This is a genomic window from Nostoc mirabile CHAB5784 (assembly GCF_020829645.1).
In the GTDB taxonomy this organism is placed as follows: domain Bacteria; phylum Cyanobacteriota; class Cyanobacteriia; order Cyanobacteriales; family Nostocaceae; genus Nostoc; species Nostoc mirabile.
This window is the reverse complement of the sequence record NZ_JAIVFS010000032.1, coordinates 21870-44150: the sequence shown is the minus strand read 5'-3', so window position 1 is coordinate 44150 and position 22281 is coordinate 21870. Positions and strand designations below refer to the sequence as shown.

Sequence of the window (22281 nt, the reverse complement as noted above, 5' to 3'; positions counted from 1 at the left end):
TGAAAGCTAACATAAAATCAGGAATTAAAATCTTAGCAAGAGTCATAATAATAGCTAGAACTATTTTCAAAACATATCGTTAAGAATCCCGTTGCCTGAAAGCTAGGGAATGTCGAAATCCAAAAAAATTACATGAATGCTGAAGAATTCTTAAACCAAGGATTAAATCACAATTTGCAAGGGGATTATCAAGGAGCGAACGCAGCTTACACCCAAGCAATCAAGCTCAACCCTAACTATGCTGAAGCTTACCATAATCGAGGAATTATTCTAAGTGGTCAACTCAAAGATTATCGTGGTGCGATCGCAGATTTTAATTGCGCTATAGAAATCAATCCCAATTTTGCCACAGCCTACTTTCACCGAGGTAATGCACGTTACTTTTTAGCCGATTACGAAGGAGCGATCGCTGACCATAACCAAGCATTACAAATCGATCCCAATCTCGCCCAATCTTACCACAGCCGGGGTAATGCTTACTTTGCCTTAGAAAAATATGACAAAGCGATCGCTGATTATATCCAAACAATCGAAACTAGTACCCAGTTAGCTGATAATATCAATATTGATATTGCCAATGCTTATCATAATCGAGGTGTAGCTTGTTTTGAGAGCGGCGATCATCAAGGAGCGATCGCTAATTTTCAGCAAGCTTTACAGTGGCATCCCAATTTTGCCGCAGCTTACAGCAATCGGGGTAATATTCACCATATCTTAGGAAATTTTCACGAAGCGATCGCTGACCATAACCGGGCATTACAATTAGATCCAAACTTGGCCGAAGCTTATCATAATCGAGGTAATGCCTACTACTCTTTAGCAGAGTATCAAAGTGCGATCGCTAATTTCAACCGCGCCCTAGAAATCAATCCCAAGTTTGCCGGAGCATATTACAATCGGGGACTGGTTTTTGCCCATCTCAAAGAATATCACCGAGCAATTGAGGATTTTAACCAAGCCCTAAAGTTCAATCCTGATGATGTGCAAGCCTATTGTGAGCGGGGTCTTGTCCGTAGTACTCTTGGGGATTATGAAGGTGCGATCGCAGATTATGATCAAGCGTTACAAGAAAATCCGACTCTAGCTTTAGTATACGGCTTTCGGGCGAACGCTCGTCGCCGACTGGGAGATTATCAAGGTGCAATTGAAGATAGTAATCGCCTATTACAACTCAATCCTAGTTTAGCTGAAGGATATTGCGATCGCGCGGCGGCTCGTCGTTCTTTAGGTGATCATAAAGGAGCAATTAAAGATTATGATCGCGCATTACAGATTAATGATAACTTAGCCGCAGCTTATTACGGTCGGGGTATTGCCCGTGAAGCCCTGCAAGATTTACAGGGAGCAATTGATGATAACACCCAAGCAATAGAGCTTGTTCCTGAATTTTCTCAAGCGTACTGCAATCGAGGAAATGCTCGTCGTCTTTTGGGGGATGAAAAGGGAGCGATCGCAGATTATAATCAAGCATTGAAAATTAATCCCGATTTAATTGAAGCATATTACAACCGAGGTTCTACCCATTATGCTTTAGAAGAATATGAAAGTGCGATCGCAGATTATACCCAAGCATTACAAATAAATCCCCAATCTGCTGCATTTTACAGCGATCGCGCTAATGCCCGCTATGCCCTAGAAGATTATCAAGGGGCAATAGAAGATTATAGTCGTGCGATTGCGATCGACCCCAGCTTTGCCGAAGATTGGTATAATCGCGGTCGTAGCCGTTCTCTATTGGGAGACTTGCAGGGAGCGCTTACAGACTTGAACCTCGCTTTACAGCGTCAGCCTCATTGGGCTTCAGCTTACATCCTTCGGGCAGATGTCTACCGAAATCTGGGTGACTCTCAACGAGCAATTGCGGATTTCCAGAAATCCGCAGACTTGTATTACCAAGAAGGAAATATTCAGTATTACCAACAAATTATGGAGCTAATTGAACAGCTTCAATAAAAGAACCCCACCCCCAACCCCTCCCGAAGAGCGGGGTTACGGTGTACACACAAGTCTGAAATAGCTGATTAACCAAGGTTTTACCCCACCCTAACCCGGACCTTATAAAGGAGAGGGAACTAGATTCTTGTTTCCCCCCAATATATCGGGGGGATTAAGGGGGGTAATTCGACTTGTGTGTACACCTTAGTCTGCGGGGAGGGGAGACAAAGCATAGCTTTGGCGGGGTGGGGTTCTCCGGGTTTAATAAGTGATTAAGCGGACATAATATCACTTAATTTCTTCAAAGTGAAAGCGTTCCATAAAGCGGCGGTCAATCCAATCTTTGTAACGCCACAAGAGTTTGTGAGGTGGTAAAGTGATGATACCTCGTGTGGCTATGGCTCGTCCGTCTCCTGTACCAATTAAACTCAAATATTGTTTCTGTGGTCTATAAGGTTTGAGCGACTTATCTAATAAAATTCGCTGCAAATTCTCAAATAAAGGTTTACCTTGCCTAACAGCAAATACCCCAGCTTTCGGACGCGGATAATTTACCATTGTGGCAATGTCACCAGCAGCAAATACTTGGGGATGCGTTTGAGATTGCAACGTGTCTTCCACCAAAATAAAGCCTCGCTCATCAGTTCCTAGTCCAGCGATTTTTAACCACTCAGGTGCTGATGCTTGTGTTACCCAAAAAATTTTATTACACTCTACTATCAAGCCAGATTCGCATTTAATCTCAAATATTTCTTTAGTTTCACTGTGTGGTGTAGGTGCAACTTTACACACAGTTTCCCCAAGATGTAGCTTAATACCTCGCTCCGTTAAAATTTGCTGAATTTGATGGCGTACTGATGAATGGTAATTGGGCATTAGTTCCGTGCCACGCTGGAATAAATGAACTTCCAGATTTTGAATTGGTTGTTGAGTTTGACGTAAAATGCGATGTAAATGAGATTGCATCGACAGCGCCAATTCTACACCACCAGCGCCACCACCTGCGATCGCAATCCTAATTGGTTCTTGAGGATTTTTACCTATAGCTTCAATTAGTTCATACCAATGTTCCAATAGATGCGATACTGGTTTAGCTGCGATCGCATATTCTGCTGCACCTGATACAGACACTGTGGCCGGAGTGCTGCCAATATCAATAGACAGCATATCAAAATCTACCACAAGTCCGTTAGCACAAAGAACTTTGTGATTTTCCAAGTCTAGGGCAACTACTGTGTCAATATACAGCTGTGCTTGAGCAAAGTTCGCTAAAGGTCGCAAGTCAATATGACATTCATCGTGGCTATAAAATCCGGCAATGTGTCCTGGTAACATTCCAGAGTAGGCTGTATTTTTAGCTGCGGTAATCAACGTCAAACGGACACTAAGTAAAGGCTTTCTACCAAACATTTTCAGGGCAATTGCATGGCTGTGACCGCCACCAATCAGAACTAGGTCTTTAACTATAGGCTGTAATTTTTGCTGCATTGATTGAAGGAGTTAATAAAAATATTATTTGATTTGTGAGATTTTTTGTGTTCCCGTAGCGTATCTAGTAAAAGAAGGCTATCCTTTATAATTAGTGCTTTTTCATAAATGATTTATGGATGCTTTATCACAGGCATCAATCCAAATCATCATCCTCAGGGTTAATTGATAGTGAAGAATGAAGAGTAGTAAGTGCAAGTAATTTTTAAACCTCATTTTATCACTTAATAATGTTGACAATAATTGTTAATGCTTTTCAGGGCATAAAAAATATTTTACCGACAGACAACAGTCAGCTATCAAAAATATGTCTGAGGATACATGCTTTGAAAGTAAAAGTTAACCAAACTCAGCATCAGTTGCCAAAAGAACGTTTAAGAATAGCAATTGAACAACTAGGGAATAAGACAATAGAAACCAGTCTAGTTGTAATTAATGATTTAGAGCAAATTGCCCAAAATCATCCACAGTACCACTGGATAATTATGGATATTCTTACTACTTTTGTACGAGAAAATGCACCTTACATGCCCCAAGAGAAAGTAACGAGCAACCTGTCAACAAAACTTCGTGTAGATATTCAAGCAGCCCTTACCGTTATCGCTAGAAGAGATGTAAACAAAGATCCCAAAAATGAGCAACTTGATTTGAGTCACACTGACATAAGAGGAGCAAATCTGAATAGAGCGAACTTAGAACAGACAAATCTCTATCAAGCTAATCTTGCTGGAGCTAACCTCACAGAAGCTAATCTGGCGGGAGCAATTCTCAGTGCAGCTAACCTAGAAGGTACTAACTTATCTTTAGCTAACCTATCTGGAGCAATTCTCAGTGCAGCTAGTCTAAAAGGAGCTAACCTCTCCGGAGCTAACCTATATTATGCAAGCTTATATTTAGCTAGGGTGCATGGAGCAGTTCTCAATGATGCCATACTTGATGGGGCAAACCTCAGAGAAGCTAAATTCTCTGAGTAAAACACTACTACAGCAAGCCAAAAGTCAATCTTGAGCCAGTGCGCCCTTGCGGCTGTGCCGACTTGTTCGCTCTTAGTGCCTCTGTGGTTCGATTTTTCTTTACCTGCGCGTAGGAACGAAACCCAACACCAATAGGACTTACGCAAAATATCTCTCAAACTCTTATTTCTCCGTGTCGCGCCAGTTGCTACCCTTCTCCTGACGGAGACGCTGCGCGAACGGGAACGCGCTTGAGCGAACAAGTCTCTTAACCGCAAGGGCGCACTGGCTTCTCTGCGCCTCTGTGGTTCGTTATTCCGTAACTCTTGCGTAAGTCCTAACCAAGAATCTTTGATTTTGTTGGGTAACACTAAAGTTCAACCCAACCTACAAATATTTTATTTTTTCAGAGTAATAAAAGACCGATAGTACATTCGATATCATTAACTAGTTAATTGAGTGTCTTGACACCTATGATAATTTTCTGCTAAATGCTATACTATTTTTCCTCAACATCTAAGTAATAATTCTAGGTTGTAAGGAAAATCGTTACCATGTCTTCTAAAAAGACAGACGTTCTTTTGAATTGGTTGATAACTATAACAGTTATATTTGGCTTCTCATTGACTGTAATTTTTTTCGCGTTGTCTAGTATTAAAGAATTGTCAATTCAGGAAAAAATTCAGTATAGAAACCAAGCATTAACAACTACTGCAATAGTTTTTCTCGCATCGGCAGTAATGTTTAATACTTATTATGCAGCAAAGCGGGCCCAAGCGATGCAGAAAAATGCGATCGCAGCTGAGAAAAATCTGGAAATTGGCATTCAAAATGCAAAAGTTAATCAAGACAGATTGATTTCAGAGCGCTTTATGGGGGCAATTGCCCAGCTTGGTCATGAAAAAGTTGAAACCCGGACAGGCGCAATTTATGCATTAGAAAGAGTTGCTCAGGATTTTTCCAAAGAATACTGGACAATCATGGAAATTCTTACTGCCTTTGTGCGAGAGAATGCACCTATCCAGCAGGTGAGGGTAGAGCAACAAAACCCGGAATATCAAGAAGCAGCTTACTCAGGTAGGCACAGAGGTGGGTCGCGTTCGACACAGCAGTTGGAGCAAAATCTCCATGAAGAATTGCCAAAAATCCGCACTGATATTCAAGCAGCTTTAACTGTCATCGGCAGACGTAATTTACTCGAAGACCCAAAAGATCAAAAACTTGATTTACGTAATATCGACATTAGAAGGGCAGACCTGCTAGGAGTTAATCTGCAACAAGCAGACTTACGTGGTTCTGACTTGAGTGGGGCTGACCTGCGGGGAGCCGACTTGAGCGAGGCTGACCTGAACGGCGCTAAACTCGTTAGGTCTATTCTCTATGAAACCAAATTACTAAAAGCTAGCCTTTATGGAGCAAACCTCTGTTGGGCTAATCTCAACCGCGCTAATCTCTGTGGGGCAAACATGCGTTCAGCCAATCTCTCTGGAGCAAGTCTGCGTGTAGCTAATCTCCAAGGAGCAAACCTCTATAAAGCTAACTTGCAACAAGCTACCTTAAAAATGGCCGACCTCTCAGGGGCAAAGCTATTTTTAGCTAACTTGCAAGGAGCAAAATTGGGTAAAGCCAATCTGTGCATGACGGGTTTGATTGGAGCCAACCTCTCAGGGGCTAACTTGAATGGTGCCAATCTTTCTGGAGCTAATTTGAATGCAGCCAAACTCCACCAAACAGAAGTGTATTTTGCCAACCTCTCAGAAGCCAGTTTAACGGAAGCTGACCTGTTTCAAGCAAACCTTATCGGAGCTAACTTGTATAGGGCGACTTTTTATCAAGCTAATCTGACTCAGGCAAACCTTATGGGAGCTAACTTTTCAGAAGCTGACCTGAGTGATGTCAAACTGGAAGGGACAATTTTAACAGGGGCTAAAAACTTAGAGTTGCAGCAGATTGAAAAAGCACTTGGCGATCGCACCACTCGTCTACCTGATTATATAGAAGCACCGACAGATTGGCGACAATCAAGTTGAGTTATCACAGTATCATTAGTTATTTGGGCGCATTCTACCGTTTTCACTTAGTGCTATAGTTTTTACCAAAAGTCTCCGTAACAATTCTGGAGATGAGGAAAACGAAAGCTATGTCTGATAACAATACAGACACACCTAAAAATTCTTTTATATTTCTAATTTCATTTACTGTATTTGCATTATTTATTATTTCATCTGCTATGGTCGCTTACTTTGTCTGGGATATATCCCCGTCAGATGAACGACTAAAAAATGAAACGGAAGCGTTAAAAACTACTGCGACAATTTTCGATGGAATTGCAATATTTATCAATGCTTAGGGACTTCCCTGACTTTTCACGGTATCTGGAAAACCTCACTTCTATTTCTCTCTCCTAAAAGGAGAGAGACTTTAAATTTTCCCCCTTCCCTCGTAGGGAAGGGGGTTAGGGGGTTAGGTTTTTAGTGGCTTTTCCACATAACGTGAAAAGTCAGAGGGACTTCCAAGAAATAAATTATCTAAATGAACGAACCACTCCAGACGCAGAGAACACAGAGAGGGGAGAAATAGAGAAGATTTTTGCGTCAGTTTTGGGATATTTTTTTATTTGGAAGTCCCTAAATCAAAAATAAAGAACCCCACCCCGCATTTGAGTAAAGCAAACGCTCCCCTCCCCGCTCTTCGGGAGGGGTTGGGGGTGGGGTGTTAGGGACTTTTGCAAGAGGTTCATACTGAAACTTGAGCCTTTTAACTTCAACATTGAGCCTTTTAACTCCAACGTTGAGCCTTTTAACTCCAACGTTGAGCCTTTTAACTCCATCGTTGAACCTTTTAACCTCAACGTTGAGCCTTTTAACTCCATCGTTGAGCCTTTTAACTCCATCGTTGAGCCTTTTAACTCCAACGTTGAGCCTTTTAACTCCATCGTTGAGCCTTTTAACTCCATCGTTGAGCCTTTTAACTCCAACGTTGAGCCTTTTAACTCCAACGTTGAGCCTTTTAACTCCAACGTTGAGCCTTTGAACTCCAACGTTGAGCCTTTTAAGATAGAAGATTAGCTACAGTGACAGCGAAACCCAGCTTACTGGTATAACCTGAGAAATATTCCCTCAGCAGGAGATAAACAATAAGACACCTGTCCTATCCTAGTCATTGCTATAGGGATAAGAAAAAGGAGATGTCTGTCAGAAAGCGGCTGGAGATTTTAGATTTAATTCGGGAGCTTTGGTAACAACTCAATTTTTCTCAGAAATAGTTTGCTGCTGGATTAAAAGTTTCATTCAAAACAGTCAATCATTGAGAAAATGAGCATACAGTGCCTTCACGGATAGCGCTAAAACTAATACAAGAAATGTTACGGCAGATGAGTAAACCCGGCAAAAGGCTGCTAAATCAGTATTTTCCAGAAGCAGAGTAGGGTTATGGCTCATAAAGTGAGGGCATCGAAACCTAAAAACATTTTTGCTGGCAGTAGAGAGCAACTGCTGCACTATGCTGTTGCTTTGCTATCCGTTGCTTTAGCACTGGGGGCAACTCTGCTGCTCAACCCATATCTCATATCAACGCCTGCGGCGCTATTTTATGTTGCAGTGATGGTGAGTGCCTGGTACGGTGGCTTGGGCCCAGGGTTAGTTGCTACAGTTTTGTCTACTTTGGCAATCAACTACTTCTTTTTTAAGCCGTTCGATCCGCATAACATTACAAATCTAAGTAGATTAATACCTCTGGTTGTGTTCATACTGGCAGCAGGGTTAATCAGTTCGCTCAACGAATCACGCCGCACAGCCCAACAGAAAGCTGAGGCAAGTCTGAAGTCTTTACGCGAAAGCGAGGCAAGGTTTGGTCGCTTAACAGAATCTAATATTATTGGGGTAATTGTGGCTAATCTGAACGGCTCAATCATTGAAGCTAATGATGCCTTTCTACAAATGCTCAATTATACACGCGAGGATTTGCGCTCTGGTAAAATTCGCTGGGGCGAGATTACTCCACCCGAATACATTGAGGTGAGTGAGCGAGCAATTGAAGAACTGAGAATTACTGGGAGTTGTAAGCCTTTTGAGCAAGAATACATCCGCAAAGATGGCTCTCAAGTTCCCGTCTTAATTGGCTTTGCCAAGCAGGGAGATAGGACAATTATTGGTTTTGTTCTTGACTTGAGCCAACGGCAAGCTGCGCTACGCGAACGCAAACAAGCTGAAGTTGCCCAAAGCATCCTGCAAATGCTCTTAGAACACGTCCCAGAGGGAATTACGATCACCGACGGCCCTCCTGATTTCCCAATTATCGCCAATAGCAAACTCGCGCAAGAGCTTTTGGGCAGACCTGGTGAATCTCTCGTTGGTATGACTTCTGGCGATTACGTTCAATCCATCGGTCTGTTTTTAGCTGATGGTGTAACGCGCCCCACCCTAGAGCAATTGCCTTTATACCGTGCCACGCGCTACGGTGAAACAATCCGCGATGAAGAATGCATCATTGAACGTCCTGATGGAACCCGGATTACAGCGATCGCTAATGTAGTACCGATTCAGGATTTCCAAGGTCAAATTATCGGTGCAATCGATTGCTGGCGTGACATCACCAACCGCAAGCAGATGGAAGAGGCACTGCGGCAACGAGAAACAGAACTTCGCTTAATTACAGATACGCTGCCAGTTTTGATTTCCTTTGTAGATTCAGAACAACGCTACCGCTTCAACAACCGAGCATATCAAGAATGGTTTGGGCATTCGACGGCAGAAGTTTATGGAAAGTATCTTTGGGAAGTTTTAGGTGAATCCGCTTATGAAGTACTTCGTCCTTATGTGGAACAAGTACTGGCAGGAGAGCAGGTCACTTTTGAAAGCCAAGTTCCTTATAAAGATGGCGGCACACGTTATATTAATGCTATTTATGTTCCCCAGTTTAATAAAGAGGGAACCGTTGAAGGGTATGCGGCGTTAATCACTGACATCAGCAAACAACAAGCTGCGCTGCGCGATCGCAACCAAGCAGAAGCCGCGTTGCGTGAAAGTGAAGCCCGCTTTCGCCAGATGGCAGATACCGCTCCCGTACTAGTCTGGATGTCTGGCACTGACAAACTTTGTAACTACTTTAATAAACCCTGGCTAGATTTTACCGGGCGGACTTTAGAGCAAGAAATGGGCAATGGCTGGGCTGAAGGTGTTCATCCTGATGATTTGCAGCGTTGCTTAGATACATACATTAATGCCTTTGATGCCCGACAAAATTTTAAAATGGAATATCGCCTCAGACACAATGATGGCGAATACCGTTGGGTTTTCGATACTGGTGTGCCTCGGTTTGCACCAACTGGGGAGTTTCTCGGCTATATCGGCTCCTGTGTTGATATTCACGATCGCAATCTGGCAGAAGAAACGCTACGTGACAGCGAGGAGCGATACCGAATTTTAACAGAAGTGTCGCCGCAGGCTATTTGGATGGGCGATAGAGATGGTGGTATTAGTTATTGCAATCAATACTGGTTTGATTACAGTGGACTGACAATGGAGCAGACATCTGGGTATGGCTGGATTGATATCATTCACCCGGATGACCGTGATCGCGTTTTTAAAACTTCAATAGAAGCTGTTGCTAACGCTACAAACTACGAAGCAGAAATTCGCTTCCGTCGAGTTTCTGATGGTAGCTATCGTTGGCATATTGTGCGGGGTTTGCCATTTCGAGATGCAGCCGGACAGATTATCAAATGGGTGGGCATCGCCAGCGACATTCACGATCGCAAAGTTGCCGAAGCCGCCCTGCAACAATTGAACGAAATGCTAGAGCAACGGATTCAAGAGCGCACAGCCCAACTCGAAGCCGCCAACAAGGAACTCGAATCTTTCTCCTATTCAGTCTCTCACGACTTGCGATCGCCGCTTCGCCACATCGCCGGATTTATAGAATTGCTTCAGAAACGGCATAGCTCAACAACTACATTAGATGAAGCGAGTCAGCGTTATTTAAAAATAATTGCAGAAACTAGCAAACAGGCAGGAATACTAATAGATGAGTTGCTCACATTTTCTCGCATGGGGCGCACCGAGATGCGCTACATCAACATCAATATGGAGCAACTAGTGGAAGAAATAAAACGTGATTTGCAAATCCAAACCCGAAAACGCACAATCAATTGGCACATAGAGTCACTGCCAGAAGTGCAAGGCGATCCTTCCATGCTGCGGCTCGTCCTTCGCAACCTCATAGACAATGCCGTAAAATATTCCCAGACTCGAAACCCAGCAGAAATTACTGTTGGCAGTACTGAAAATGAAAACGAAGTTGTCTTTTTTGTACAAGATAACGGCGTAGGCTTTAATATGCAATATGTACACAAGCTATTCGGAGTATTTCAACGCCTGCATAGCGACCCAAAATTTGAAGGCACTGGTGTTGGATTGGCAAATGTGCAACGCATTATTCATCGGCATAATGGTCGAGTCTGGGCAGAGTCTGTAGTTGACAGTGGAGCCACCTTCTATTTTTCACTACCTAAGTTGTTGAAGAAGGAGGGCGAATGAAAGAACTTAAGCGAATTCTGCTGATAGAAGACAGTGCCAACGATGCAGAATTAATATTAGCCGCCTTATCAGAAAATCATCTCGCCAACGAAGTAGTAGTATTGCGTGATGGAGAAGAAGCACTAGATTATCTTTATCGCCGGGGGCTGTTCCGGTTGCGGATGGAAGGGCATCCGGTTGTGGTGCTGCTCGATTTAAAACTACCTAAAATCGATGGATTAGAAGTGCTGACAGAACTAAAATCTGACCCAATAATGCGAGTGATTCCAGTTGTAGTGCTAACTTCTTCCCGTGAGGAGCCGGACTTACTTCGATGCTACGAGTTAGGCGTTAATGCCTATGTCGTCAAGCCTCTTGATTACCATGAGTTTGCCGATGCTATCAAGGGTGTGGGACTGTTTTGGGCAGTCATTAATCAGCCCCCGATTGGCGCTCTACCTCCAGCACCTCATCGTCAACAGGAGAGGAACTGATGAATATACTCCGTTTCCTGCTTTTGGAAGATAGTTTGTTAGATGCAGAGCTTGCCGAAGCGATGTTAAGTGAAGGCGGAATTAATTGCGAACTAATACGAGTTGAAACTGGCGCTGATTTCTTGGCTGCTTTGGAAGCAGAGACTTTCGATCTAATTCTTGCCGATTATGCCCTACCATCTTTTGATGGAATTTCAGCTTTAGAAATTGCCCGAAATCACTGTCCACAGGTTCCTTTTATCTTTGTTTCTGCCGCGCTTGGTGAAGAATTAGCGATCGAAGCCTTGAAGAATGGTGCAACCGATTATGTATTAAAGCAACGATTAGGGCGGTTAGTTCCCTCAGTGCAAAGGGCATTGCGGGAAGCCAAGGATCGGCGTGAGCGCCAGCAAGCACAAGAGTCGTTACAGAAGAGTGAAGCCAAGTATCGCCGAATTGTTGATACCTCTTATGAGGGAATCTGGATGATTGACTCTCAATCACGAACAGAGTTTGTAAATCAACGCTTCTGTGAAATGTTAGGCTATCCGGCTCAAGAAATGCTTGGTCGTTCCATGTTTGATTTTATGGATCGGGCTGATGGAATAACAGCCGAAGAGAAACTGGAGTGGCTGAAGCGACAAGGGAGCGATCTAAAAGAAGGTCGATTGCGCTGCAAGGATGGTTCGTACATTTGGACACTGATTTCTGCTAGAGCGATTTTGAATGAACAAAATGAGTTCTTGGGTGCGATCGCTATGCTAACTGATATCACCGATCGCAAGCGCACCGAATCAGAACGCGATCGCCTTTTGCAACTTGAGCAAAGAGCCAGGGCGGAAGCAGAGGCTGCTAACCGGATCAAAGATGAGTTTCTAGCAGTACTTTCCCATGAATTGCGATCGCCCCTGAATCCGATTATCGGGTGGGCAAAACTGTTGCAGAGCCGTAAATTTGATGAGATATCACTTAAAAAAGCCCTTGAAACCATTGAACGCAATGCCAAATTACAAGCTCAACTAATTGAAGACTTGCTGGATGTTTCTCGCATCCTCCAAGGCAAACTCAATCTCAACATGATGCCAGTCAATCTGGCATTCACCATTGAAGGCGCAATGGAAACAGTGCGTTTAGCAGCAGAGGCAAAAACGATTCAGATTGAGATGGCGCTTGATCCGCAGGGGAAAGTTTTGGGTGATTCAGCCCGTTTACAGCAAGTCTTCTGGAACCTGTTATCAAATGCCGTCAAGTTTACAGCGACTGGGGGAAAAGTAAATGTGCGATTGGAGTGCATCGATGCTCAAGTGCAGATTACTGTCAGCGATACAGGCAAAGGTATTGATCCTGATTTTCTACCTCATGTGTTTGACTATTTCCGTCAAGGTGATGGTACAACAACTAGAAAGTTTGGTGGGCTAGGGTTAGGTTTAGCGATCGCTCGTCACTTGGTCGAAATGCACGGTGGAACGATTTGGGCTGAAAGTCTTGGCGAGGACAAAGGAGCTATCTTTACAGTTAGATTACCTCTGCTCAAGGAAAGTGCAACAATGAAGGATGACACGAATGCTGATTCCTCAACAGCCGCTTTTGCCTCTTCTCCCCTGATGGGTTTACAAGTTCTGATTGTAGATGACAATGCTGATACCCGCGACTTTTTCAGCTTTGTGCTGGAACAGTTTGGAGCGATCGTCACCACAGTAGCATCAGGAGATGAAGCATTACAAGCGCTAACACAGTCAAAGCCAGATATCTTACTCAGCGATATTGGGATGCCAGAGATGAACGGCTATATGCTGATAAAACAGGTGCGTGAGCTAGAAGCAGAAATAGGGGAAAAACAGATTCCAGCGATCGCTCTAACTGCTTATGCAGGCGAAATCAATCAGCAGCAAGCGCTAAAAGCAGGCTTTCAACACTACATCGTTAAACCTGTAGCACCAGAGGAATTGCTCACGGCGATTTCTAATCTAGTCCAATCTACTTAGGTGTTTGCGATCAACCTTCCTTAATTAGATGAACCTGATTAATCTTAAAAATTTTAAACTATGCTTCAGAGCCAATACAAGCGTTTCAATTGCGTGGCATAGCTTCGCTTCAGGCACAACCATGTTATGTCTCTACCACTATCCACCGCATTCGTGACATTTTAAGATAAAGTGCCTTTTGTCAATCACTTAAAATACTCAAAATAACCTTAATAAAAATTTTGACAGATCCTTTGCTGGTTCTAAAATGAAATTGGACGATCAAAGCTGACCAAATAATTACTAATTCGTAATGACGCTCGTTCCGACGCTCGTTCCGACGCTCGTTCCGACGCTCGTTCCGACGCTCGTTCCGACGCTCGTTCCTCGCTAACGCTACGCTATCGCTAACGCTACGCTATCGCTAACGCTACGCTATCGCTAACGCTACGCTATCGCTAACGCTACGCTATCGCTAACGCTAACGCTACGCTATCGCTAACGCTACGCTATCGCTTTGCACGTCGCTAACGTAATTCGGAAATTTTGAATTCATTAAGGAGAAATTATTGAAGAAGAATTCAGAAGTCAGAATTCAGGAGTCAGAATCAAGACGCTCGATGACTCGCTAACGCTTCGCTATCAGTCGGGGATTCAAACCCGCGACTTTCTTGTTGACCACCAAATTTTCAATTTGGTGGGGGTGCAAAAACGCCGGTTATTCATCCGCTTTTTCGGTCAGAATTCATGCTGAATTCTGACTCCTGAATTCTGTTCGATAATTAATTCATTAAGGATACAGAGCAACTTAATTTATTAATGGAATCAATAAATTCATTCCTTATTCAGAGCAAGCGACTTCAGTCGTGGGCTTGAATTACGAATTACGAATTATCAATTACGAATTATGTTGACACGCCCTAGCTTATGCAAGACTTCAGACAAGAAATAAATGCCAGAGCTTCTATGGATTTAGAACAGCGAAGGAATTGGTATTCTCCGGTTGCTGATGTTTATTATAATGCAAGACCGCACTATCCACATAAACTAATTGATCGGTCTGTGGCTTTAGCCCAACTTGACTCAGATGCATCGATTCTTGAGGTTGGTTGTGGCCCAGGAAATGCGACGGTGGCTTTTGCTCAATTTGGTTTTTCAATGACGTGTATTGAGCCAAACCAGGATTTTTGTCATTTGGTACAACACAACTGCGATCGATATCCAAAAGTTACAATTTGCAATACTTCATTTGAGGAGTGGGAACTAGAAGCAAAACAGTTCAATGCCGTTCTAGGAGCCAATGCCTTTCACTGGATACCGCCAGAGATTAGATATACCAAGGCAGCAGCGGCAATGTGCGATAACGGTTTTCTTATCCTGCTATGGAATCTTACCCCAGAACCGAAATACGAAGTTTACCAAGTTCTAGAGGAAGTGTATCAAGCTTATGCTCCCTCATTTGCCCGATATGACGGTGCAGAAGTTCAAGCGGAGGTTTTGAGGGGGTTTGGACAAGAGATTTTAGACTCCAATTGTTTCAAAGAGTTGGTCGTTGAGCAAACTGCGTGTGAAGTCACCTATAGCATTGATGATTACCTCAAGCTTTTGAGTACCTTTAGGAGACTGGAACCACAAACGAAAGAGTTACTCTTTGCAGGATTGCGCCAGAAGCTAGAAAAATTTGGAGATAGCGTACAACTCTCGTTTCTTTCTGCTGTTCATGTTGCCCGCAAAGCACCCATGTGAAAAGCCTCTTCAATTCTCCATCGTCTGCGGTATAAGTCAGCGACAACGTAGGGAGATAAAACTTGTGGGTCAAGCACAGTGACAAAATGTACTTTTTCTTAACCTCTCACAGATGCTATCCAACGCAGTTCAGAGGATGTTTGAAAAATAACTTATCAAAGATTCTATAGATAATTTCTATGAAGTAGATTTAAGGATCTGTCAAGTAGTTACGTGTTTGTACTCTATCATAACCTTGCATATCCTCTTAAAATCAACCTAAATTTATTTACGTAAGGGGTCAGATATGAAGACTTATGACATGTCTCTCATAAAGACAAATGGACTCACGACTTTATTAGTATTTATCTCAATTATATTTATTTTCACATTAACTCTAATTTTTTCATTATTTGAAACCCTTGCAGGATTTTCAAATCAACAAAAAATAGAATATATTAATCAAGCATTAACAACTGTTGCCATAATCATTGGAGGATTAGCATTAATAATTAATGCTTACTATACTTCCAGACTCTCTTTTAGTCAAAATCAGAGTGTATTAACCAAACTCCTTTGTAAGACATTATGGGACAACAACATGGTAACTGACATTAAGAACACCCAAGAAACTCTAGAAGAAGTTGTTCCAGAACGTTTTTCTAAAGCAATTGAACAGTTGGGAAATGAAAAGATTGAAACGCGGTTTGCCGCAATTTATGCTTTAGAGCGAATTGCCAAGGATTCTCACAAAGACCATTGGACAATTATGGAAATTCTCGCTGCGTTTATCCGCGAGAATGCCCCAGTAAATCAGAAATATGAGGACGAGTCACAGAACTCATCAAAACTTCCTACAGATATTCAAACAGCCTTGACTGTCATTGGACGACGCGATTCACATAAAGATCCGGTAAATCAGAAACTAGATTTACGCAATACAGACCTCAGTAATGCAGACTTAACCGAAGCTAACCTCTCTAGGGCAATCCTCGTAGGATCTAACTTACAATGGGTCAATTTTACACGAGCAAATCTCTCAGAGGCAGACTTATCAATAACCTATCTTTGTGGATCAATCTTGTATGAAGCCAATCTACAAAAAGCAATGCTCCCAGAAGCCAATCTTCAAGGCGTAGTCCTCAGAAAAGCGAACCTCTCAAAGGCAATCCTTTACGATGCCAACTTGGAAGGGGCAATCCTTTGTGATGCAAAATTAGAAGGAGCAATCCTTTGTGGTGCTAACTTAGAAGGAGCAGTCCTTTGTGATGCCAACTTGGAAGGAGTAAACTTTGAGGATAGCAACCTTCAAGATGCAAACCTGATTGGTAGCAACTTGCAAAACGCAAAACTTGCTGGAGCCAACTTAGAAGCTGTGTTACTCAGTACAGCCAACTTGCAAGATGCTAACTTCCACGAAGCTAACCTCTCTAGAGCAAACTTGAGCGGATGTGAAAACCTTAAATTACAACAGATTGAACAGGCAATTGGCGATCGCACAACAATGCTACCAGAAAATTTGAAAATACCCAAACACTGGAAGTAACAAAAAGCTAAAGTTTCAGTCAACCCGCGCAGGCGGGTTTTTTTGTATAGACATTTCATTCTATACATAAACCGCCCAGAACTAAAGTTCTTTGGCTTTTAGCTAAAGTCCGTTAAAACGGACTAGAACCTTTTCTCAGTCATCTTTAGATGACTTTCGCTATAAGAGAGATGAATTCATTCTGAGGCGGGCTTTTCGGAGAATGAAATAGCCCTGGGCTGGGGGTGGGGTACAATGACTGTGGGAATCATAACTAATTACCCGGGCTTATAACAATTATGAAATGCCAAGAGGTTATCAACACAGTTGCGATCGCGCAGTGAGGTTATTTCTAGCTAAGGGATTGGCTAGTTTAAAATACCATTCACAAAAATAACTTTTAGGAGGAAAATATATCACTAAAAATTATATAAATATCAAATTGAAAGATATTTCTTAGGAATTATAATTTATTTGGCTTTCATGACAAAAATATTTGTTTTGACTGAATTTGCCTCTAATTGTTGGCGCTGTTACAAACCACAAACTTGAAAACGTTTACTATACCTGAGTACTTTAAAAAAACTAAAGTAATTCGTCAGAAACATAAATCTTTTAATACTGGAGAGTGATATCAAACCCTTTTGTATTGGAATTATATCAGATTCGGTTAAACACTTATAATATATAGGACTAGTATTTGATTTTTGAAATGCACGTAGTGGACTGTCTACGCAAAATAGTGCATTAGACGTAGGTTGGGTGGAGCGGAGCGCAACCCAACATATATCAGGATGTAGGCAATGGCTTAGCCTCCACCCAACCTACAATTTTTTTGCAACATTTTAGCCTAGACAGTCCATTACAAGACTACCGAGATTTTTTCAGAAATCAAATATGATTCCTATATGTAGTAGGGTTTGAGGAACTAAACTCTACATTTTATCCTTGTTTATGTTGGGTTTCACTGCCGTACCTCTAGTACAGCACGGCGTAAATAAACATAGCATTTCAAATGGCGCAAAAGCTTGGAATACAATTATGCGTGACTTCCGCCTTGCGGTACTAGAGGGATCTTGGTACAACCCAACCTACATTGATAGATTTTATTATAAGTAACCACCCGAACTTGATATTACTCCTCTTTCCTCTTTCTCTGCGCCCTCAGCGTCTCTGCGGTTTTTAATCATTCAGATGCTAGCGGATTTGATATGGCTTGTTGTTATCCTATCCAGCTAAATAGCAGTAGGTTGGTAAATTATCAACAATTACCATTTCTAATGAACTTGGAATCGAACGATTAACAATAAGTATTTAATTTTTTCTGCGCCACTAGTTAAGAGGTAATCTATGGTGCGAAACTCAAAGCTAGGGTACAGAACGTTCCCTAAGTCTCTTCTGCGTCTATCCGTTGGTATAGGTATAATTGCATTTTTATCAATTGGCGGAATAAGTTTTTATATACTAAAAAACTGGCAAAATTATGCAAATTCAGAAGCACAAGTGCCAGCAACACAATTGCCACAGTTAAAAACGGTAACAGCTTTAGGGTGGATTGAACCACAGGGAAAGGTAATTAAACTCTCTGCTGCGGTGTCTGCCGAAGGAAGTCGGGTAGAAAAGTTGTTAGTGAAAGAGGGGGATAGGGTAAAAGCAGGACAGGTGATTGCGATATTGAACAGCCGCGATCGCTTGCAAGCAGAATTAGAACAGGCACAGGAACAAGTAAAAGTAGCCCAGGCAAACCTAAACCGCACCCAAGCAGGTGCTAAACCTGGTGAAATTGCCGCCCAAAAAGCTGCGATCGCTCGCTTAGAAGCAGAACGCCAAGGTGATATTAATGCCCAAGTAGCGACAATTGAGCGATTCCAAGCCGAAGTGCGTAACGCCCAAACAGAAGACGAACGCTATCAGCAGCTATATCAACAAGGCGCAATTTCTGCCTCCCAACGAGATAATAAGCGTTTAAATTTGGAAACCGCTCAAAAAAGCCTGCAAGAAGCACAAGCACAGTTAAATCGGACTCAATCAACTAGCCAGCAAAAGATTAAAGAAGCCACAGCAACACTCGATGAAATCGCCAAAGTCCCCGGAGTGGATATAAAAGCTGCCCAAGCAGAAGTCAATCGTGCCATAGCAGCCATGAATCTGGCAAAAGTAAATTTAAAACAGGTCGAGGTGCGATCGCCTCAAAATGGACAGGTATTTGAGATCCATACCCATCCTGGCGAATTAATATCAAATGATGGCATTGCTGATATCGGACAAACCAACCAGATGTATGTCATAGCCGAAGTTTACGAAAGCGATATTGACAAAGTGCGTTCAGCGCAGCAAGTGCGAGTATTTGGTGATTCCCTCTCAATTGAATTGCAGGGAATCGTAGATCGCAAAGGCTTACAAGTGCGGCGGCAGAATGTCATTAACACAGATCCTGCTAACAATATCGATAACAGAGTAGTGGAAGTCCATATCCGACTAGATGAAGCCTCCAGCCGAAAAGCCGCCACCTTAACCAATATGCAAGTTAAGGCAGTAATTGAATTATGAATGGGGCATTGGGCACTTGTACTGAGCGACTTGTACTGAGCGTAGTCGAAATAATATTATGTCCGCTTGATTACTTATTAAACCCGAAGAACCCCACCCCAACCCCTCCCCGCAAGCGGGGAGGGGAGACAAAGCACAGCTTTGGCGGGGTGGGGTTCTTTTATTATGGGTAATTTGGCAGACATGATATAAGTCGTTGGCGCAGCCTAAGAAGAGAAGTATTGGGCATTGGACATGGAAAACAATAACTAAATAACCCAAGTTGCTGAATTTGAATATAAAAGTCCTACTTACAAATTCATATTTCCACTCAGTAACGCCAAATTCCGAGTTCAGAGGTCGAAGCTCCGAGTTCAAAGGTCGAAGTTCCGAGTTCAAAGGTCGAAGTTCCGAGTTCAAAGGTCGAAGTTCCGAGTTCAAAGGTCGAAGTTCCGAGTTCAAAGGTCGAAGCTCCGAGTTCAAAGGTCGAAGCTCCGAGTTCAGAGGTCGAAGTTCCGAGTTCAAAGGTCGAAGTTCCGAGTTCAAAGGTCGAAGTTCCGAGTTCAAAGGTCGAAGCAATAATATTTCCCCCTGCTCCCTGCCCCCTGCTCCCTGCTCCCTGCTCCCCACTCCCCACTCCCCACTCCCCCTTCTTATAATGTGATTAAACAACTGCGACGGCGAACCCCTCTTGGATGGCTGCAACTGAATCATGAAAAAAGCCGTCTTTTAGTGGCATTGTCAGGGATTGCCTTTGCGGATCTTCTCATGTTCATGCAACTGGGCTTTCAGACTGCGCTGTATGACAGTAACACTAGACTGCATCGCAGTTTGCAAGCAGACATTGTTTTAACCAGTCCTCAAGCCCGTAACTTGCCAAGCTTGTCTACATTTTCTCGGCGGCGACTTTACCAAGCAATGGATATACCAGGGGTGAAGTCAGCAGAACCAATGTATTTCAACAACACAATCTGGAAAAATCCCCAAACACACCGCGAGACGGGGGTGTTAGTTATTGGGTTTAATCCAGATAAGCCAGCCTTTAACTTACCAGACGTTAACCAGCAATTGCAGACAATCAAGCTACCAGGTGCTGTCTTGTTTGATCGTGGTGCTAGAGGAGATTATCAAAAAGCGATCGCTCAAATTGACCAAGGTAAAACCCTAACCACCGAAATAGAACGGCGCACAATTACCATTAGTGGCTTATTTCAAGTCGGGGCTTCCTTTGGTTCTGATGGCAATTTGATTACCAGCGATCAAAACTTTTTGCGGCTATTTTCTGGGCGACAGTCCAGCAGTGTCAGTTTAGGTTTGATAAAGGTAAAACCAGGTTATGACCCGAAAAAGGTAGCAGCAATATTGAAAGCCTACCTAAAAGATGATGTCAGAGTCTTAACCCACGCCGAATTTATTGAATTTGAAAATAACTTCTGGAGAACAAATTCCCCAATTGGCTTTATCTTCAGCCTGGGTGTATCGATGGGCTTTGTGGTGGGCGTGATTATCGTCTATCAAGTCCTTTCCACCGATGTTAATGCCCACGTTCGGGAATACGCCACCTTCAAAGCAATGGGATATCGCAATTACTACCTGCTAGGTGTGGTACTTGAAGAATCGTTGATATTGGCAGCGCTGGGTTTCTTACCCGGATTAGGAGTATCCTTAGCACTTTACCAACTGACTCGCAGTGCCACAAATTTGCCCATGTACATGACTGCGATTCGAGCATTGCAGGTATTAGTGCTGACTATCATTATGTGTGCAATTTCCGGTGCGATCGCCACCCGCAAGCTCCAAGCCACCGACCCCGCTGACATGTTTTAAAACTAGGGGAGTAGGGAATAGGGAATAGGGAAAAATTTTTACAACTCGTAACTCCTAACTCCTGTACAGACGCGATTAATCGCGTCTCCACTCCTAACTCCTGTACAGACGCGATTAATCGCGTCTCCACTCCCCATTCCCCACTCCCCACTCCCCACTCCCCAAATATGCTTCCCGTCATCTCCATCCAGAATCTCGACCACCATTTTGGTCAAGGCTCACTCCGTAAGCAAGTTTTATCTAACATCAACTTGGAGATTAACGCCGGTGAAATTATTATTATGACTGGGCCCTCTGGTTCTGGAAAGACTACCTTGCTGACCTTAGTAGGTGGATTACGTTCTACCCAATCTGGTAGTTTGCGGGTATTGGGACGAGAACTTTGTGGCTCTAGTACTGAACAACTAGTACAGGCGCGACGCCGTAACGGTTATATTTTCCAATCACATAACTTGCATGGTAGTTTAACAGCACTCCAAAACGTCAAAATGGCTTTGGAATTGCATAAACATCTTGGCTTAAAAAAGATGCTAGCTAGGTCAGCCCAAATGCTAGAACACGTAGGATTAGGAAATCATTTGCATTACTATCCTGATAAACTGTCTGGGGGACAAAAACAAAGAGTAGCGATTGCTCGTGCCTTAGTTAGTCATCCTCAAATAATCCTAGCCGATGAACCCACCGCCGCCCTTGACAGTCAATCGGGACGAGATGTAGTCAATCTCATGCAAAAACTGGCAAAAGAACAAGGCTGTACCATCTTGATGGTTACTCATGACAACCGCATCCTAGATATTGCCGATCGCATCGTTCACATGGAAGATGGCAAACTCAAGCCAAAAGTAAAACTATCAGCTTAGAGTTGATAAGCCTTTATTAATCGAGCTTCTCAACTCGGAATGAGAAAATTTTAGGTAAAATCACTGTTATTTTACACCCGACACCCCATATCAACATTAGTAATATCTGTTACGAGGTATAAACGAGCATTAAGGATTAGATAAACTGAAAATCCTAGAAATTAGGACTTACGCACTGTACAAATGCATCGTGATCTGCATTACCTATCTTGAGGAAGTTTTCAGGCTTTTCTTAATTATCTGCGATCGTAAATAGACCATGCTGTAGGGGCACAGCATTGCTGTGCCCTTACGAAAGATATGGTTTTTAACCTTAGATAACATTTGGTATTTCTTGTCAATGCGTAAGTTATAAAAATAATTTATACATATATCAATAAAATCTATGATAGGGTGAGCAAGATGCCCACCCTAGTTGTGAAAATTAAATGCTCAACAGCTAACTAAATCTAGCTTTTCCCAAATTTTTTAGGTTATTTCTCACACT

The 22281-nt window shown here is 42.8% G+C and carries 16 protein-coding genes and 1 pseudogene; 12 read left to right on the top strand and 5 right to left on the bottom strand.

All coding sequences use genetic code 11. The features are described from left to right. Nucleotides 1–132 precede the first annotated feature (132 nt). Nucleotides 133–1953: a tetratricopeptide repeat protein gene (locus LC653_RS20620; RefSeq protein ID WP_229496653.1), complete on the top strand. Its 1821-nt coding sequence runs from the start codon at nt 133–135 to the stop codon at nt 1951–1953. Nucleotides 1954–2223: 270 nt separating this feature from the next. Here the strand turns inward: LC653_RS20620 and LC653_RS20615 are convergent, their stop codons facing one another. Further along, on the bottom strand, nt 2224–3423 hold the full coding sequence (locus LC653_RS20615) for an FAD-dependent oxidoreductase (protein WP_229496651.1): 1200 nt from the start codon (nt 3421–3423) through the stop codon (nt 2224–2226). A 230-nt stretch (nt 3424–3653) separates the two neighbouring features. Between LC653_RS20615 and LC653_RS20610 the strand changes: the two genes are divergently transcribed. From LC653_RS20610 to LC653_RS20600, 3 genes are all read left to right on the top strand, one after another. Next, on the top strand, nt 3654–4397 hold the full coding sequence (locus LC653_RS20610; RefSeq protein ID WP_229496649.1) for a pentapeptide repeat-containing protein: 744 nt from the start codon (nt 3654–3656) through the stop codon (nt 4395–4397). Between the two features lie 533 nt (nt 4398–4930). Further along, nucleotides 4931–6406, top strand: coding sequence for a pentapeptide repeat-containing protein (locus tag LC653_RS20605; protein ID WP_229496647.1), 1476 nt, complete (start codon nt 4931–4933; stop codon nt 6404–6406). A 110-nt stretch (nt 6407–6516) separates the two neighbouring features. Further along, nucleotides 6517–6726: a hypothetical protein gene (locus LC653_RS20600; RefSeq protein ID WP_229496645.1), complete on the top strand. Its 210-nt coding sequence runs from the start codon at nt 6517–6519 to the stop codon at nt 6724–6726. Nucleotides 6727–7003: 277 nt separating this feature from the next. On the opposite strand, the gene LC653_RS20595 is transcribed toward LC653_RS20600, so the two are convergent. Beyond that, nucleotides 7004–7441, bottom strand: coding sequence for a YhgE/Pip domain-containing protein (locus LC653_RS20595; protein WP_229496696.1), 438 nt, complete (start codon nt 7439–7441; stop codon nt 7004–7006). A 366-nt stretch (nt 7442–7807) separates the two neighbouring features. Here LC653_RS20595 and LC653_RS20590 point away from each other — a divergent pair, with 366 nt between their 5' ends. The 4 genes from LC653_RS20590 (at nt 7808) to LC653_RS20575 (ending at nt 15074) form a co-directional block, all read left to right on the top strand. Beyond that, complete coding sequence (locus tag LC653_RS20590; RefSeq protein ID WP_229496643.1) at nt 7808–10912, top strand: PAS domain S-box protein; 3105 nt, start codon at nt 7808–7810, stop codon at nt 10910–10912. After that, on the top strand, nt 10909–11385 hold the full coding sequence (locus LC653_RS20585; RefSeq protein WP_229490487.1) for a response regulator: 477 nt from the start codon (nt 10909–10911) through the stop codon (nt 11383–11385). Before LC653_RS20590 ends, LC653_RS20585 begins: the two co-directional genes overlap by 4 nt. Beyond that, nucleotides 11385–13349, top strand: a complete 1965-nt coding sequence (locus LC653_RS20580; protein WP_229496641.1) for a hybrid sensor histidine kinase/response regulator — start codon at nt 11385–11387, stop codon at nt 13347–13349. Before LC653_RS20585 ends, LC653_RS20580 begins: the two co-directional genes overlap by 1 nt. Nucleotides 13350–14255: 906 nt before the next feature. Beyond that, on the top strand, nt 14256–15074 hold the full coding sequence (locus LC653_RS20575; RefSeq protein WP_229496640.1) for a class I SAM-dependent methyltransferase: 819 nt from the start codon (nt 14256–14258) through the stop codon (nt 15072–15074). Here the strand turns inward: LC653_RS20575 and LC653_RS20570 are convergent. Continuing rightward, nucleotides 15071–15163: pseudogene (locus LC653_RS20570) on the bottom strand (transposase); the annotation flags it as partial. The gene LC653_RS20575 and the pseudogene LC653_RS20570 sit on opposite strands and share 4 nt — an antisense overlap. A gap of 212 nt (nt 15164–15375) precedes the next feature. Between LC653_RS20570 and LC653_RS20565 the strand changes: the two are divergent. Next, on the top strand, nt 15376–16599 hold the full coding sequence (locus LC653_RS20565) for a pentapeptide repeat-containing protein (RefSeq protein ID WP_229496638.1): 1224 nt from the start codon (nt 15376–15378) through the stop codon (nt 16597–16599). Nucleotides 16600–17931: 1332 nt separating this feature from the next. Continuing rightward, complete coding sequence (locus LC653_RS20560; RefSeq protein ID WP_372478203.1) at nt 17932–19128, top strand: ABC exporter membrane fusion protein; 1197 nt, start codon at nt 17932–17934, stop codon at nt 19126–19128. 310 nt (nt 19129–19438) lie between these two features. Here LC653_RS20560 and LC653_RS20555 read toward each other — a convergent pair whose 3' ends face one another. Then, nucleotides 19439–19744, bottom strand: a complete 306-nt coding sequence (locus tag LC653_RS20555; protein WP_229496634.1) for a hypothetical protein — start codon at nt 19742–19744, stop codon at nt 19439–19441. A gap of 23 nt (nt 19745–19767) precedes the next feature. Between LC653_RS20555 and devC the strand changes: the two genes are divergently transcribed. After that, on the top strand, nt 19768–20934 hold the full coding sequence (gene devC / locus LC653_RS20550; protein WP_229496632.1) for an ABC transporter permease DevC: 1167 nt from the start codon (nt 19768–19770) through the stop codon (nt 20932–20934). A gap of 38 nt (nt 20935–20972) precedes the next feature. Here the strand turns inward: devC and LC653_RS20545 are convergent, their stop codons facing one another. Then, nucleotides 20973–21140, bottom strand: coding sequence for a hypothetical protein (locus tag LC653_RS20545; RefSeq protein WP_229496701.1), 168 nt, complete (start codon nt 21138–21140; stop codon nt 20973–20975). Here LC653_RS20545 and LC653_RS20540 point away from each other — a divergent pair. Next, entirely contained in the window at nt 21102–21794 is a 693-nt protein-coding gene (locus LC653_RS20540; protein WP_229496630.1) for a DevA family ABC transporter ATP-binding protein, read from the top strand. The genes LC653_RS20545 and LC653_RS20540 overlap by 39 nt on opposite strands. Nucleotides 21795–22281: the final 487 nt, after the last annotated feature.